The organism is Corynebacterium pacaense (genome assembly GCF_900169525.1).
In the GTDB taxonomy this organism is placed as follows: Bacteria; Actinomycetota; Actinomycetes; order Mycobacteriales; family Mycobacteriaceae; genus Corynebacterium; species Corynebacterium pacaense.
In genome coordinates this window covers 581,452-594,405 of the sequence record NZ_LT821239.1, presented here as the reverse complement: position 1 = coordinate 594,405, position 12,954 = coordinate 581,452, and the positions used below count along the sequence as shown (strand labels likewise).

14 protein-coding genes, 1 pseudogene and 1 other annotated feature are annotated in these 12,954 nt (G+C 63.3%); of the genes and pseudogenes, 9 read left to right on the top strand and 6 right to left on the bottom strand.

Features of this window, described 5'->3' with window-relative positions:
- Positions 1 to 54: 54 nt before the first annotated feature.
- Together B7E02_RS02845 and B7E02_RS14295 are read left to right on the top strand one after the other, a co-directional pair.
- Positions 55 to 366, top strand: coding sequence for a transposase (locus B7E02_RS02845; RefSeq protein ID WP_080792459.1), 312 nt, complete (start codon positions 55 to 57; stop codon positions 364 to 366).
- Positions 327 to 455 (top strand) — a sequence feature (AL1L pseudoknot). (Overlaps the previous gene by 40 nt.)
- The gene (locus tag B7E02_RS14295; protein WP_342743706.1) at positions 366 to 1,271 is read left to right on the top strand and encodes an IS3 family transposase; all 906 of its coding nucleotides are present in this window, start codon (positions 366 to 368) and stop codon (positions 1,269 to 1,271) included. (Overlaps the previous feature by 90 nt.) Before B7E02_RS02845 ends, B7E02_RS14295 begins: the two co-directional genes overlap by 1 nt.
- A 61-nt stretch (positions 1,272 to 1,332) precedes the next feature.
- Here B7E02_RS14295 and B7E02_RS02835 read toward each other — a convergent pair.
- From B7E02_RS02835 to B7E02_RS02810, 6 genes and pseudogenes are all read right to left on the bottom strand, one after another.
- Positions 1,333 to 1,845, bottom strand: a pseudogene (locus B7E02_RS02835) (transposase family protein); the annotation flags it as partial.
- Positions 1,846 to 1,957: 112 nt separating this feature from the next.
- On the bottom strand, positions 1,958 to 2,584 hold the full coding sequence (locus B7E02_RS02830; RefSeq protein ID WP_080792916.1) for an MOSC domain-containing protein: 627 nt from the start codon (positions 2,582 to 2,584) through the stop codon (positions 1,958 to 1,960).
- 71 nt (positions 2,585 to 2,655) lie between these two features.
- Positions 2,656 to 3,054: a GtrA family protein gene (locus B7E02_RS02825; protein ID WP_080792912.1), complete on the bottom strand. Its 399-nt coding sequence runs from the start codon at positions 3,052 to 3,054 to the stop codon at positions 2,656 to 2,658.
- A 130-nt stretch (positions 3,055 to 3,184) separates the two neighbouring features.
- The gene (locus B7E02_RS02820) at positions 3,185 to 5,047 is read right to left on the bottom strand and encodes an N-6 DNA methylase (RefSeq protein ID WP_080792909.1); all 1,863 of its coding nucleotides are present in this window, start codon (positions 5,045 to 5,047) and stop codon (positions 3,185 to 3,187) included.
- On the bottom strand, positions 5,047 to 5,565 hold the full coding sequence (locus B7E02_RS02815; RefSeq protein ID WP_080792907.1) for an NYN domain-containing protein: 519 nt from the start codon (positions 5,563 to 5,565) through the stop codon (positions 5,047 to 5,049). The genes B7E02_RS02820 and B7E02_RS02815 overlap by 1 nt, the downstream gene beginning before the upstream one ends.
- Before the next feature lie 550 nt (positions 5,566 to 6,115).
- Entirely contained in the window at positions 6,116 to 7,051 is a 936-nt protein-coding gene (locus B7E02_RS02810) for a plasmid pRiA4b ORF-3 family protein (protein WP_080792904.1), read from the bottom strand.
- A gap of 153 nt (positions 7,052 to 7,204) precedes the next feature.
- Here B7E02_RS02810 and B7E02_RS02805 point away from each other — a divergent pair, with 153 nt between their 5' ends.
- The 7 genes from B7E02_RS02805 to dprE2 all read left to right on the top strand — a co-directional run bounded on the left by B7E02_RS02805 (position 7,205) and on the right by dprE2 (position 12,899).
- Positions 7,205 to 7,435, top strand: a complete 231-nt coding sequence (locus B7E02_RS02805; protein WP_080792901.1) for a hypothetical protein — start codon at positions 7,205 to 7,207, stop codon at positions 7,433 to 7,435.
- A 5-nt stretch (positions 7,436 to 7,440) separates the two neighbouring features.
- Positions 7,441 to 8,238: an ABC transporter ATP-binding protein gene (locus B7E02_RS02800; RefSeq protein WP_080792898.1), complete on the top strand. Its 798-nt coding sequence runs from the start codon at positions 7,441 to 7,443 to the stop codon at positions 8,236 to 8,238.
- A complete protein-coding gene (locus B7E02_RS02795) occupies positions 8,235 to 8,870 on the top strand; it encodes an ABC transporter permease (RefSeq protein ID WP_080792895.1) in 636 nt (211 codons plus the stop codon). Before B7E02_RS02800 ends, B7E02_RS02795 begins: the two co-directional genes overlap by 4 nt.
- A complete protein-coding gene (locus B7E02_RS14600) occupies positions 8,867 to 9,517 on the top strand; it encodes an ABC transporter permease (protein ID WP_143336615.1) in 651 nt (216 codons plus the stop codon). Before B7E02_RS02795 ends, B7E02_RS14600 begins: the two co-directional genes overlap by 4 nt.
- On the top strand, positions 9,514 to 10,422 hold the full coding sequence (locus tag B7E02_RS02790; protein WP_143336614.1) for an ABC transporter substrate-binding protein: 909 nt from the start codon (positions 9,514 to 9,516) through the stop codon (positions 10,420 to 10,422). Before B7E02_RS14600 ends, B7E02_RS02790 begins: the two co-directional genes overlap by 4 nt.
- 232 nt (positions 10,423 to 10,654) lie before the next feature.
- Entirely contained in the window at positions 10,655 to 12,121 is a 1,467-nt protein-coding gene (gene dprE1, locus B7E02_RS02785; RefSeq protein WP_080792891.1) for a decaprenylphosphoryl-beta-D-ribose oxidase, read from the top strand.
- A gap of 16 nt (positions 12,122 to 12,137) precedes the next feature.
- Entirely contained in the window at positions 12,138 to 12,899 is a 762-nt protein-coding gene (dprE2, locus tag B7E02_RS02780; protein WP_080792888.1) for a decaprenylphospho-beta-D-erythro-pentofuranosid-2-ulose 2-reductase, read from the top strand.
- Positions 12,900 to 12,954: the final 55 nt, after the last annotated feature.

Genomic DNA, 12,954 nt, shown 5'->3' with positions numbered 1-12,954 from the left:
GTGGTTCGCCCCGGGTTTAATGGAGGGTAGGAAATTGGAAAAGGAAACCCTTACATGCCCACCAAATACACTGTCGAGCTCAAGCAGCGCGCTGTAGAACTCGTGCTCCACGCTCAAGCTGATCCCGTCACCGCCCGGGGCGCGGTCACCCGCATCGCCGACGAACTCGGCGTGAGCAAGGAAACCCTGCGCGTCTGGGTCCGCACCCACAAGCAATCCGGAACCGACACACCGGCCGAATCGATGGACCTGGAAACAGAAAACCGCAGGCTGCGGGCCGAGCTCGCCGAAGCCAAACGCGCCAACGAGATCCTCAAGAAAGCCTCGGCTTTTTTCGCGGCGGAGCTCGACCGCCCACACAAGTAATCGTCACCTTCATCGACGACAACCGTGCTCAGTTCGGGGTCGAGCCCATCATCCGCGTCCTGGCCACCACCAGCGCGAAGATAGCCCTGAGCACGTATTACGCCCACAAATCACGGCCTGAATCAGCCCGGTCCATCCGGGACAAGCAGATCACCCGGGCACTGCGCCGGATCTTCGAAGACAACTACTCATGTTACGGCGCCCGGAAGCTGTGGGCGGAGATCAACCGCGAGGCCACCTTCGGTCACGTCGCCCGCTGCACCGTCGAGCGTCTCATGGCGACCGACGGGCTGAAGGGGATCCGGCGGCGGAAGAAAAGACCGTCAACTCGCAGCGCCGACGCCGGCGAGTGTCCTGTCGACCTGGTGGAGCGCAACTTCGCCGTGACCGCGCCGAATATGCTGTGGGTCGCCGATATCACCTATATCCCCACCCGGGCCGGGTGGGTGTATGCGGCGTTTGTGTTGGACGCCTACACCCGTGAGATCATCGGTTGGCAAGTGACGAACCACATGCGGGTCTCGTTGGCCCGCGATGCCTTGGATATGGCCCTGTCGGCTCGTCTTCGCGCTGGTGAGGACGTCTCTGGGCTGATCCACCACAGCGACCGTGGAGTGCAATACCGCTCTATTACCTACGGCGAGTCATTGGCGGAGTCGAAGGTCGTGGCCTCGGTCGGATCCCGCGGCGACTCCTATGACAACGCGATGGCCGAGGCGTTGAATTCGATGTTCAAGGCCGAGCTGATCGACCGCAGGACGTGGCCGGCGCTGACCGATGTGATCGTGGCGACCTCGAAGTGGATCGGGTGGTACAACAACCGCCGGTTGCACTCCGCACTGGCTCATCGCCCGCCGAAGGAAGTTCACCAGGAATGGCAGAAGTATCAGGCCTACGCGGCCTGATCGACAAGTAAATCACCCTCTACAAAACCCGGGGCTTGACAACACCATCAAAGTAACGGGGAGCTGCGCGGTGTGTGCGTCCTCGGGATCGTCCCACGAATCGCCATCCACCACCGTCGGGGATGTCGCCGAACTTGGTGACGTCGACGTGCAGCAGATCACCGGGGTGGTCATGTTCGTAGCGGCGTACCGGCTCCCCGGTGGCCCGGTCGGTGTACGCCCGGTCGGTATACGACAGGCGGTTGAGTCGGCACCGCTTGAGGATCTGGTGGGCGGTCGATGGGGCGATCCCGCACAGTGCCGCCAGCTGCAGGGGTCCGATGCGTTTACGCAACCACAGCGATACCACCCACTTTGCCACCGGCAGGGGTGTCTTGTTCGGGCTGGTGTGCGGCCGGGAGGAGCGATCCTGCATGGGCTGGCCGGCACGATAGCGCTCGGCCCTGCGTTTGACCGTGGTCCAGGGGCACTGGAACCGGGCGGCGACCTCGGCGATGGGATATTTCTCGTCGACGACCGGGCGGGCGACCTTGAGACGGTGACGTGGGGTCAATGCTGCGTTAGCATGAGACATCGAAGACCTCTCGTGTGACCGGGTTGGATTAAGGCACATCCCATTCCATACGAGAGGTCTTCATCATGTCACCGAATCACACAGATTCGACCAACCTCCCCGGTCAGTACACCTAAATCAGCCGTGCCAGTTCATCGTGGTACGGGCCGGGCAGGCAGCCGGCCGCCACGACCCTGCGCGCCAGGTCCCGGTCCCCCATCTTGGCTCTGAAGGCCATTTCCATGGTGATGTCGTGCCCAGGCGATCCGATCAGGTCAAGGTCATCTCCCGCGGTGATCACTCCCGGTGAGACGACCCGGAAATAGCTGCCCGGCCGTGCCCGTTCGGTGAAGGTCTTCATCCACCCCCGGCGATCGAGCCACGCCCCGAAGGTTCGGCAGGGCCGTCGGGGAACGGACACCTCCAGGACGGCACCGCCAACGCGGATCTGCTGGTTGATCAGCAGTTCATGGAGCTCGATGCCGAGTGTGGTCAGATTCTCCCCGAAGTATCCGTCCGGGTAACCCCAGTGATCCAGCTCCTCACGGGTGAAGGCGTACACGGCCTTTTGGGCTCCGCCGTGGTGCTGTGAATCGCCGATGACATCTCCGCGCACACCTGAACCGTCGCCGTAGTCGGGTCCCGGTGTGAAGACCTCAATGGAGGGGACGGGCAGTTTCAGGATTCCACTGACGCGGTCATCTCCACCGGGGTCGGGTTGCGGCTGGGCGAGATTGGTGGATAGCACTGTTGCATTCATTGACGGCCCCTGTTCCCTGAGATGTGCGGTTTAGGATGATTGCACACCGGCGCCTCACTCCGGCTTCGCATCTACTTCACCCTGAAGATCACCGTTCGCTGCACGATGAAATTGATCGTCGTACCCACTCCCTGGGCGATCACGAAGGCTCCGACCATCGCGATGGATTCCGCCCAGCCCCAGCCGGTGAACAACGCGCTGCACAGGGTCTGCAATCCCACATTGACGGTGAAGGTCGCGGCGTACAGGGCGACCACCGCGAGGAAACGACGGGTGGAGCTCTCCGCCTTGAAGGTCCATCTGCGGTTGATCATGTACGCGGTGGTTGTGCCCGCGATGAAGCTGATTCCGCGGGCCACCGGAACCGGCAGGCCGAAGAACAGCTGGAGCAGCGACAGCAGCCCCAGATCCACCACCGCGGAGATGGCTCCGGTGATGATGAAGCGGAAAGCCTGCGTTCCCAGGGCCATCTGTTCAACTGCGGGTGTAGCGGAAGTTTGTGACACGGCTTCTCACCTTAATGCCATGACCCTTCTTCTAGCCAGACCCCCGGGGCGGGGAGGACGGATCAGGCGTCACCTTTTCGCGCATCAGCACCCCTCATTCCGATGTCGCGGCGAGGCCGCTGGAGATCGCACCCGCAACCTGCAGGCTGAGTCTTCTCCACGCCTGGGCCTGCTCTTCGACTCGGCGCTGGCTCTCAACGGTTTCTCGGTACACCGCTCCGAGGTCTCTCTGCTGTTGAATCGTCAGGACCGGGACATCCACGAGGCGGAGGTTCACCCGGGGAATGCCCGTTGCCGTGCCGGACCCTCCGTTATGGAGAGCCGAGGTAAAGACCGCCGCCAGGAACCAGGGGTCGGCCTGCTCCGAGTCACAGCGGAACGCCTGCAAAAGTCCCCTGTCCGGTCGGGTTCCGTCCGCAGTGCACACGGTGGCACCTCGGGGGCCGATACAAATGTCGCCCGCCCGCAGTGCCGCATCCCGCTCATCGCTCGGTCTGATTCGAACCGGTGCGAATCCGCGGATCTCCTTCACGTTTATCGTGCTGGCCGGCGTGTCCGAGATGGTAAGTCCGCCCAGCTCACCTCCGATTCCCCTGACAGGTGTGATCGCGTCCGCGGCGTGGCGCAGCTGCAGGCGCAGTTCGCCCGGGTCGGCAGCATTCAAATGGTCGATCCAGTACTGCGGGTTGTAGCTCTTGTCGGCGTTGATCAAATCCAAGCGGTCCACCTGCACAATCGTCTCAGTGGTGCTGATGTACTCTCCCGCGCGATGGGCGCGCAGGACCGCGACGATCTCCTTGGTGTCGAGTTCCTTCACCCGGCGGTGTGTCCTGGTGATGTGCCCCTCGTCGAATTGAGCAAACAGGACCGATGAGGTGGGATTCGTTGAGTTTTTCGTGATAACCACTGCGACAGTTTTGATGTTTGTGTCATTGTGCAGATTGCCGGGCAGCTCGATGATGGCCTGCAGACTGCGATCGCTTGTCAATTTGTTCATCACCTCCCTCGTCGAGGGCCTCTCAAATGTGCTGGGTGGAAGGATCAGGATCGCGGTACCGTTGTCTTGGAGCAGGTGGTGTGCGACCTGCAGCCAGGCAGTGTCGTCGACGAGGTTGGGTGTGCCATAGTGCCAGCGCTGCGGATCCTCATCGAGGACGGCGGCGTTGTGACGGGCATTCCACGGGGGAACGGTACACACGAGGTCATAGGACCCGCCCGGGAGAGAATGTGCAGCAAGGGCATCCACCTGGAACCAGGTGGCGTTCCAGCCGGAGACCAGTGCACGTGCCTGGGCAGAAGCCAGCGCGAGGGCATCAACGTCGTTTCCCGCCAACTCGGCATCAGGGAAGCGACGGCGCAGGGCGTCGAGTGTTCCACCGGTGCCGCAGGCCACGTCGATGATCGAGGTACATGATTCGGGAGCGAGCGCAGCCAGCAGATCATTGACAACCTGGGTTGAAGCGCCATGGCTTCGCAGGGCGGGAGAGGCCGCCCGGTCGAAAATGAAGCTCAGGATGCTCTCCGCATCCAGACCCGACATGAGCGCATAGGCCTGGCGGATCTCCGGCCGTTTGTCAAGCTTGTCGAGTTCACGGGCCAGCGGGTGAGGGATCGCACCTCGTTTGATACCTGCGTCCTCAATGTGTCGCTGGGCGGCAAAGAGGGACAACACGTAGGTGAACTGTTCGGCGGGAACCACGACATGAAGCTTGTCCGTGACGGTTCTCAGGATCACGCTGATGGCATCAACGGACGTGTCCGCTTGCATGGAGTCGTTGAATGGTCGGCCAGTCCTGGTGAGCCATTGGATGACCTGGTCGTGATCGAACATGGCTGGCCTGCTGGACGGATCCATCGGCTGAGGGAAGGTGGCATCGCGGCGACGCCACTGGCCGACTGCAGTGACGGTGACGCCGGCGATCTCGGCGATGGTGGTGGCGGTTATGGGTGTGGACATTAGGCGATCTCCTTGCGGGTGGTGATGTCAATAACGGGCGCACACTGTGAACGGAAGCGCCGAGTATGGGTGAGATGGGGAAATGTGATGGTCGAGTGCGCCGCCAGACGCACGTGCGGTGACAGGGACCATGCCCGACTGACTGCGACAGTGTTTACTCCCAGGACCGCGAGGCGGTCGAGTACAGGAGCAAAGATGTGGTCTCCGCTTGCAATGAAAACCGTGTCAAAAGTGGAGATGCGCGGGGTACCGGTGATGGCCTCGATGAGGGCGAGGTCGGCTGCGTCCCTGCCTGACGCCGGGGGAACAAAACATGCACTGAGCATCCGGTGGGCTGTGAGATACGAGATGGACGCGTTGGTGGTGTTGGCGGCGATGGTGACCAGATCATCGTTGTCGATTCCGACGTGCTGGATGTAATCAGTGAGAGCGTCGGCAACGTTTCGCTCGGTGACAATCGCGGTTTCACAAAGGTTCTCGATGTCGATGAAATGGATGCGACGGGTGCGGGGTTCCATGGGTTTTCCTTCAGTTGTTCCAAAGTTCGCTCTTCACTGCGTTTGCAGCTACTCAAATTGTACACATGACCAAGCAATAGGTCAACTGTTCACCAACTGAACAGTTGCTACGAACAATTTGAATCTGACGCTGTTCATCATCCGATCGCGATCAACTTCGAACATAACCTCAGGTGAAGGCCCGTAACCGACCCCCGGGATCATCCCGGAAGACTCCGAAGGTTAAGTGTGGGTGGTGAACACTTCCGCACTATGGGGACACAAAACAGGGCTCGATGCACAGACATTCAGCAATGAACGGGCATCCTTCCCGAGGCATGGGTGAAGGAACCTGCGTTAGTGCCGCTCCGGACGTCGTCGACCCGGCAACCGAGAAAAGGCAGCCGTCCGCACATCGGGAGCCGTGGCGCGGATTTGAAAGGACATCAAATGGACGTAGATACCCCGCCTCCCGATGCAAAAGACAGTGGGAAGGCGTCACTGCGGACACCGGATGCCAACACCAGCCCCTGATAGCAGACCCGGACACCGCCGGGCCCCAGCTTCGGCCTCAGGCGCGCAGCAGCTCCCGGAAAATGTCCAGGCGCTCGACGGGAGACTTCAGGGATGCCCCGTAGGCTCCGAGGGATTCCAGGACGGACAGTGACTGGCCGCATTCCCCGGCGATGGCGTCGATGTCGAGTTCCGCACCGTCATCGTCGACCCACCCGAGTGCGGCGACGGTGGCGGTGGCCACGTCGTCGAAAAGCGTCTTCTCCCCCAGGCAGGACAGCGCGAGCACGCAGGACCAGAAGGCATCGCTCGCCAGGTCTGCCTTCTCCACCGGCAGGGCGCGCAGGCGACGGGAGACCGTTTCGTCCACCGCGGAGCCCCGCCGCAGATCCATCGCCTGCAGCAGCGGAATGAAATCGAAGACACCGCTGCGATCGACCAGGCAGCGGATCTCGGGACGGACACTGGCGAGGACATCGCGGATGGTCTCGGTGCCGGTCAGTGCTGCATTGATCGCGGCCTGGTCGAAGGATGTTCCGTGCAGGCCACCGGAGCCGCCAATGCACAGCGCGCGGGGGGTGCCGTTGTCCCTGGCGTACAGGCCCACGCAGTGCAGATCAAAATGCCACAGACCCCAGACGTAGAGCAGGTGGTCGCCCTCGGCCCGGAGCACGGAATCGATGAGCTCAGCCGGGTCGGGGCGGTGGTCGGACACCGTGAAGTACCAGGGTGACTCCCCCTGCAGCCCGAAGGCCGTGTCCAGAACGTGGTGCAGTTCGGCGAGGTTCATCGAGGCATCGAGCCCGATCTGGCGGTGGACCTCCTGATCCGCCTGGATATTGCTGGCCTGGACAATGACGGTGTGCATGGGAGAGATCTCCGGTGCGTCCCCCGGGCGCTCCGATCTCGGATTGCCATCCGTCTCCGTGCGGTTGCGGTGTGCACGCGCGGACGCCATCGAGATGACTTTGTCACTGGCAAGATGTGCGGGCATGGGCCCCAGCCTAGACACTTTTTCCCCGTGCCCGCCCAGAGAGGCCACACCACCCGTGGCACAGGCGGCACCCGCGACACCCCGGGCCCGCCACACACCGCCACCGTGCCACTCCTCCGCCCCCGCGTCCGATCCGAGGGTAACCTTGGACGAATGTTCGGCATGTTCAAGAAGACCCCCAAGGCTCCCGCGCCGCACATCGCGGCGGAGCGCACCAATCTTCCCCTCGATGATTTCATGACCCGTCTGATCGCCCAGGAACTGCCGCTGCTCGACAGCGTCGACCGTTCCCGCGTCTATGAGCTGCTCCGTGATTATGATGGGCCGACAATCACCTCCCAGGAGGAGCTTCCTGAGGAAATCCGCACGATAATGGATCTGTAGGTCACATGATCGAGTTCGAGGGCATCAGTAAACGCTATTCCGACGGCACGCTCGCCGTGGACGACGTCTCCTTCACCGTGGAGGAGCAGTCGATCGTGGTGCTGCTCGGCTCAAGCGGTTCCGGAAAGTCGACACTGCTCGGCATGGTCAACCGCATGATCGAACCGACGCGGGGACGCGTGCTTATCGACGCCCACCCCGTCACCGACACCGACCCCGTGCAGCTGCGGCGCTCCATCGGGTACGTGCTACAGTCCTCCGGACTGCTGCCCCACCGCAGCGTCATCGACAACGTGGCCACCGTTCCCCGGCTCAAGGGCGAGACCCGTGCGGCCGCCCGCGCCAAGGCCCTGCACTTCATGGAGGTTGTGGGGCTGGAGGCGTCGTTAGGCAACCGCTTTCCCGCCCAGCTCTCCGGTGGCCAGCAGCAGCGCGTCGGCGTGGCCCGCGCCCTGGCCGGTGAGTCGGACATCCTGCTCATGGACGAGCCCTTCGGCGCCGTGGACCCCATTGTCCGCCTCGACCTGCAGAGGGAGGTCAGGAGGCTGAGGCGGGACCTGGCCAAGACCATCATCTTTGTCACCCACGACATCGACGAGGCGTTCGCCCTGGCCGACCGCATCGTGGTGCTGCGCCCCGGCGGCAGAATCGCCCAGATCGGCACACCCACCCAGTTGATGTCGGAGCCCGCCGATGAGTTCGTTTCGCAGTTCATCGGTGCCGGTTCCTCGCGCCGCCTGCGGATCGAGGGTTCCCTCGTCGTCGATGCCACCGGCCGGATCCTGGGGGCTCTCGAGAAATGAGGTGGCTCTCACAGAACTATCCCTGGGTTCTCGAACTGACCTGGACACATCTGTGTCTGAGCGTGCCCGCGGTTGTTCTCAGCCTGTTGATCGCCATTCCCCTCGGTCTGCTCGCCCATAGGCGCCGCGTCGCGGGGACCGTTCTCCTCCCGCTGGTCGGCATCCTCTACGCCATCCCCTCGCTGCCGCTGTTCATCCTCATACCGGTGTTCCTCGGCACGGGCCTGCGCTCGCCGTTGACCATGATCCTGGTGCTCACCGTCTACGGGGTCGCGATACTCACCCGCACCGTCGCCGACGCCTTCGCCTCGGTGCCCACACATGTCGTGCGCGCGGCCGTTGCCATGGGATTCTCACCCCGGCGGCAGTTCTGGGGTGTGGAGCTTCCGCTCGCGGTCCCCGTGATCATCTCCGGGCTTCGGGTTGTGGCGGTCAGCACCGTCAGTCTGGCCACCGTGGGCTCGGTGGTGGGTATCCAGAGCCTGGGAACCCTGTTCACCGACGGTTTCCAACGCGGCATCCTGCCCTCCATCATCGCCGGCGTGGTCCTGACCATCCTCCTGGCGCTGGTGCTCGACGCCCTCTGCGTCCTGGCCAGGCGCATTCTGGTGCCTTGGGAGGTGCGGGGATGAATCTGATCATGGACGCCCTCACGTGGCTGGGAAGCTCGACCGCTTGGAGCGGACCCGGCGCGATACCGCAACGAATCCTGGAACATCTGCTGCTCACCGCCGTCGTCGTCTCCATCTCCTTCATCCTGGCTGTGCCCCTGGGGATCCTGGTGGGGCACTTCCGGATCGGCGGGAACCTCGTCCAGGCCGTCGCGGGGGCGGGACGCGCGATTCCCACGCTGGGTCTGCTCACCCTCCTCGGGCTCTGGATGGGAATCGGCCTGGCGGCCCCGACCCTGGCACTGATCGTGCTGGCCGCACCACCGCTGCTGGCCGGAGCCTTCGCCGGGGTCACCAGCGTCGAGCCCGCCACGGTCACGGCGGCCCGCGCCATCGGAATGTCCGAATGGCAGATCATCCGCGGCGTGGAGATCCCGCTCGCGGCACCACTGATCCTCGGTGGGCTACGCTCGGCAGTGACACAGGTCATAGCAACGGCAACACTGGCGGCCTACACGGCCGACGCCGGACTCGGAAGATTCATCTTCTCCGGCCTCAAGACCAGGGACTATGGAGAAATGATCGGAGGTGCACTGCTGGTCATCGCACTCGCCCTGCTTTTGGAAGCACTCTTCGCCCTGACACCACAAAGAAAGGCCCGCCCGTGAACATCACGCCCCGAGCCCCGCTCGCCCTTCTCGCATCCGCTGTCCTCCTCACCGCCTGCGGTTCCTCCGACTCCCTGGATGGAGGGGAACCGGGGTCCGGCGCCATCGTCGTCGGCTCGCAGGACTACTACTCCAATGAGATCATCGCCGAGATCTACTCCCAGGCCCTGGAATCCTCCGACTACGATGTCCGTCGGGATTTCCGCATCGGTCAGCGCGAGGTCTACATCGGCGAGGTGGAGCAGGGCAATGTCGATCTCTTCCCCGAGTACTCCGGTCCCCTCCTGCAGTACTGGAAACCGGACACCACCGCACGGCTGCGGGAGGATGTGCATTCGGAGCTGGTCGCCGCCGCCCCGGAGGGGCTGAGCATTCTTGATGACTCCCCCGCTAGTGACCAGGATTCCTATGTGGTCACCAGGGAACTGGCGGAGCAGTACTCGCTGCGCAGCGTCGCCGACCTGGCCAATATCCCCGGACCGATCACGCTCGGGGCGAACTCGGAGGCCGAGACCCGACCGAACGGGCCGAAGGGCCTGAAATCCGTCTATGGAATAGATGCCGGCTTCACCCCCATCGAGGACGGCGGTGGCCCACTGACCATCAAGGCGCTCAAGGACGGCGATATCCAGTTCGCGATCGTCTACACCGCCGATCCCACCATCGCCAAGAACGATCTGGTGGTTCTCGACGATCCCCGCGGACTGTTCCTCGCCTCCAATCTCGTGCCGGTGGCAAGCGATGCCCTGGATGCGCCGGCCAGGGACATCATCAACAGGATCAGCGCGGCGCTGACCTCGGAGGATCTGATCAACCTCAACGCGCGGAGTGTCGATGACCAGTCGCCGGCCTCCACTATTGCCGGACAGTGGCTGGAGGAGAAGGGGTTGACCCGGCTTCCATAAGCGGGCGGCGCCGGACGACCCCGACACGCCACGTGGCTAAGTTCACATCCGACACATCCGTCACGTACCCCGCGACCCGGAAAAGTCCCCTCTCAAGGTCAGGGCTGAACTATCAACCCCTTTCAAGGGGCGGAAATCCGCAGTCCGAACGTACGGTATGTGGCAAACTCCCTTCATTCCGAAATCGGTGGGCCGGTGGTGTGCACGGGAAGCGGGGTAATCTTGGGAGCCGATGAACAGTTCTACAGGCACGCCCAGCACCGGTGCTTCGACCGGTGCCCACGGAGCCCTCCCCCTAGAAGCCCGGAAACTAAATGGCTGGGGCCGAACCGCCCCCACAACCGCCGAGGTCCTCTCCACCCCGGACCTCGACATCATCGTCGATGCCGTCCGCCAGGTGGCTGAACAAAACGACGCCAAACCCGAGCACCTCAAGCGTGGTGTCATCGCCCGTGGCATGGGCCGTTCCTATGGTGATCCCGCGCAGAACGCCGGCGGCCTCGTCGTGGACATGCAGCCACTGAACAAGATCCACTCCATCGACCCGGAATCCGCGATCGTCGACGTCGACGGTGGCGTCACCCTCGACCAGCTGATGAAGGCCGCCCTGCCCTACGGCCTGTGGGTACCGGTACTGCCCGGCACCCGCCAGGTGACCATCGGTGGCGCCATCGGCCCCGACATCCACGGCAAGAATCATCATTCAGCGGGATCCTTCGGCGATCATGTGGTCTCCATGGAACTGCTCGTCGCCGACGGCCGCATCCTGCACCTGGAGCCCGAGGGCACCGCGGAGGACCCGGCGGGAACCCTCTTCTGGGCCACCGTCGGTGGCATGGGCCTGACCGGAATCATCGTCCGCGCCCGCATTCGGATGACCAAGACCGAAACGGCCTACTTCATCGCCGATACCGACCGCACGAACAACCTCGAGGAAACCGTCGCCTTCCACTCCGATGGCTCCGAGAAGAACTACACCTACTCCTCTGCATGGTTCGATGTCATCAGTCCCGAACCGAAGCTGGGTCGCTCAACCATCTCCCGTGGCTCACTCGCCACCCTGGAGCAGCTGGAGGAGCTCACTCCGAAACTGGCGAAGGATCCGCTGAAGTTCAACGCTCCGCAGCTGATGAAGGTGCCGGACATCTTCCCCTCCTGGACTATGAACAAGCTCTCGCTGATGGCCATCGGTGAGGCCTACTACGCCATGGGCGCACCGGCGCGGAACAAGGTGAAGAACCTCACGCAGTTCTACCAGCCGCTTGATCTCATCGGCGAGTGGAACCGCGGCTACGGCTCCAAGGGATTCCTCCAGTACCAGTTCGTCGTGCCCATGGATGCCGTGGAGCCTTTCAAGGACATCATCCGCGACATGCAGCGCTCCGGCCACTACTCGGCGCTGAACGTGTTCAAGCTCTTCGGCCCGGGTAACCGGGGCCCGCTGTCCTACCCGATGCCGGGATGGAACGTCTGCGTCGACTTTCCCATCCGTCCGGGTCTGGGTGCCTTCCTCGATGACCTGGACCGCCGCGTCCACGAGTTCGGCGGTCGCCTGTACCTGGCCAAGGAATCACGCACCTCCGCCGAGATGTTCCACTCCATGTACCCGGAGATGGACAACTGGCTGGCCACACGCAATGAGATCGATCCCACCGGCGTCTTCGCCTCCGATATGTCCCGCCGACTCGAGCTGCACTAGAAAGGCCTGAACAACAATGCTGAATGCTGTGGGCAAGGCCCAGAACATCCTCCTGCTTGGAGGCACCTCCGAGATCGGGCTCGCCATCGTCGAGCGTTTCCTCATCCAGGGTCCCGCACACGTCACCCTCGCGGCCCGCAGGGACTCACCGCGTATCGACGCCGCCGTCGCTGAAATCACCGCCGCCGGGGCGGCCTCGGTGTCCGTGGTCGACTTCGACGCACTGGACACCCGGTCGCATCCCGCCGCCATCGACGAGGCCTTCTCCGCGGGTGATGTCGATGTCGCGATCGTCGCCTTCGGAATCCTCGGTGACAACGAGAAGCAGTGGCATGACCAGGGGCTCGCCGTGGAGGCCGCCTCCGTCAACTACACCGCGGCAGTGTCCGTCGGTGTGCTCCTGGCCGGGCACTTCGAGCAGCAGGGCCACGGCACGATCGTCGCCATGTCCTCGGTGGCCGGTCAGCGCGTGCGTCGCTCCAACTTCGTCTACGGATCTGCGAAGGCCGGTTTCGACGGGTTCTACACCCAGCTCGGCGAGGCGCTTCGCGGCTCCGGCGCCAATGTCCTGGTTGTCCGAGCGGGTCAGGTGCGCACCAAGATGAGCGCCGACGCGGGTGAGGCACCGCTGACGGTCAACCGTGATGATGTCGCCGACGCCGTCTACGATGCGGTGATCAACGGGACGGACATCATCTGGGTCCATCCGCTGTTCCGCTACGTCTCCCTGGCCTTCCAGTTCATTCCCCGCCAGATTTTCCGGAAGCTGCCCATCTAGGCTTTCCCCGCCACCAACCCGCCCCTGTTCCTCAACGGGCGGGTTGCTCCGTTGC

Coding starts and splice junctions, on each gene's coding strand:
- dprE1 (WP_080792891.1), top strand. CDS start 10,655: ATGAACAGTTCTACAGGCACGCCCAGCACCGGTGCTTCGACCGGTGCC.
- B7E02_RS02805 (WP_080792901.1), top strand. CDS start 7,205: ATGTTCGGCATGTTCAAGAAGACCCCCAAGGCTCCCGCGCCGCACATC.
- B7E02_RS02795 (WP_080792895.1), top strand. CDS start 8,235: ATGAGGTGGCTCTCACAGAACTATCCCTGGGTTCTCGAACTGACCTGG.
- B7E02_RS02800 (WP_080792898.1), top strand. CDS start 7,441: ATGATCGAGTTCGAGGGCATCAGTAAACGCTATTCCGACGGCACGCTC.
- B7E02_RS14600 (WP_143336615.1), top strand. CDS start 8,867: ATGAATCTGATCATGGACGCCCTCACGTGGCTGGGAAGCTCGACCGCT.
- dprE2 (WP_080792888.1), top strand. CDS start 12,138: ATGCTGAATGCTGTGGGCAAGGCCCAGAACATCCTCCTGCTTGGAGGC.
- B7E02_RS02830 (WP_080792916.1), bottom strand. CDS start 2,584: ATGAATGCAACAGTGCTATCCACCAATCTCGCCCAGCCGCAACCCGAC.
- B7E02_RS02825 (WP_080792912.1), bottom strand. CDS start 3,054: ATGGCCCTGGGAACGCAGGCTTTCCGCTTCATCATCACCGGAGCCATC.
- B7E02_RS02810 (WP_080792904.1), bottom strand. CDS start 7,051: ATGCCCGCACATCTTGCCAGTGACAAAGTCATCTCGATGGCGTCCGCG.
- B7E02_RS02820 (WP_080792909.1), bottom strand. CDS start 5,047: ATGTCCACACCCATAACCGCCACCACCATCGCCGAGATCGCCGGCGTC.
- B7E02_RS02845 (WP_080792459.1), top strand. CDS start 55: ATGCCCACCAAATACACTGTCGAGCTCAAGCAGCGCGCTGTAGAACTC.
- B7E02_RS02815 (WP_080792907.1), bottom strand. CDS start 5,565: ATGGAACCCCGCACCCGTCGCATCCATTTCATCGACATCGAGAACCTT.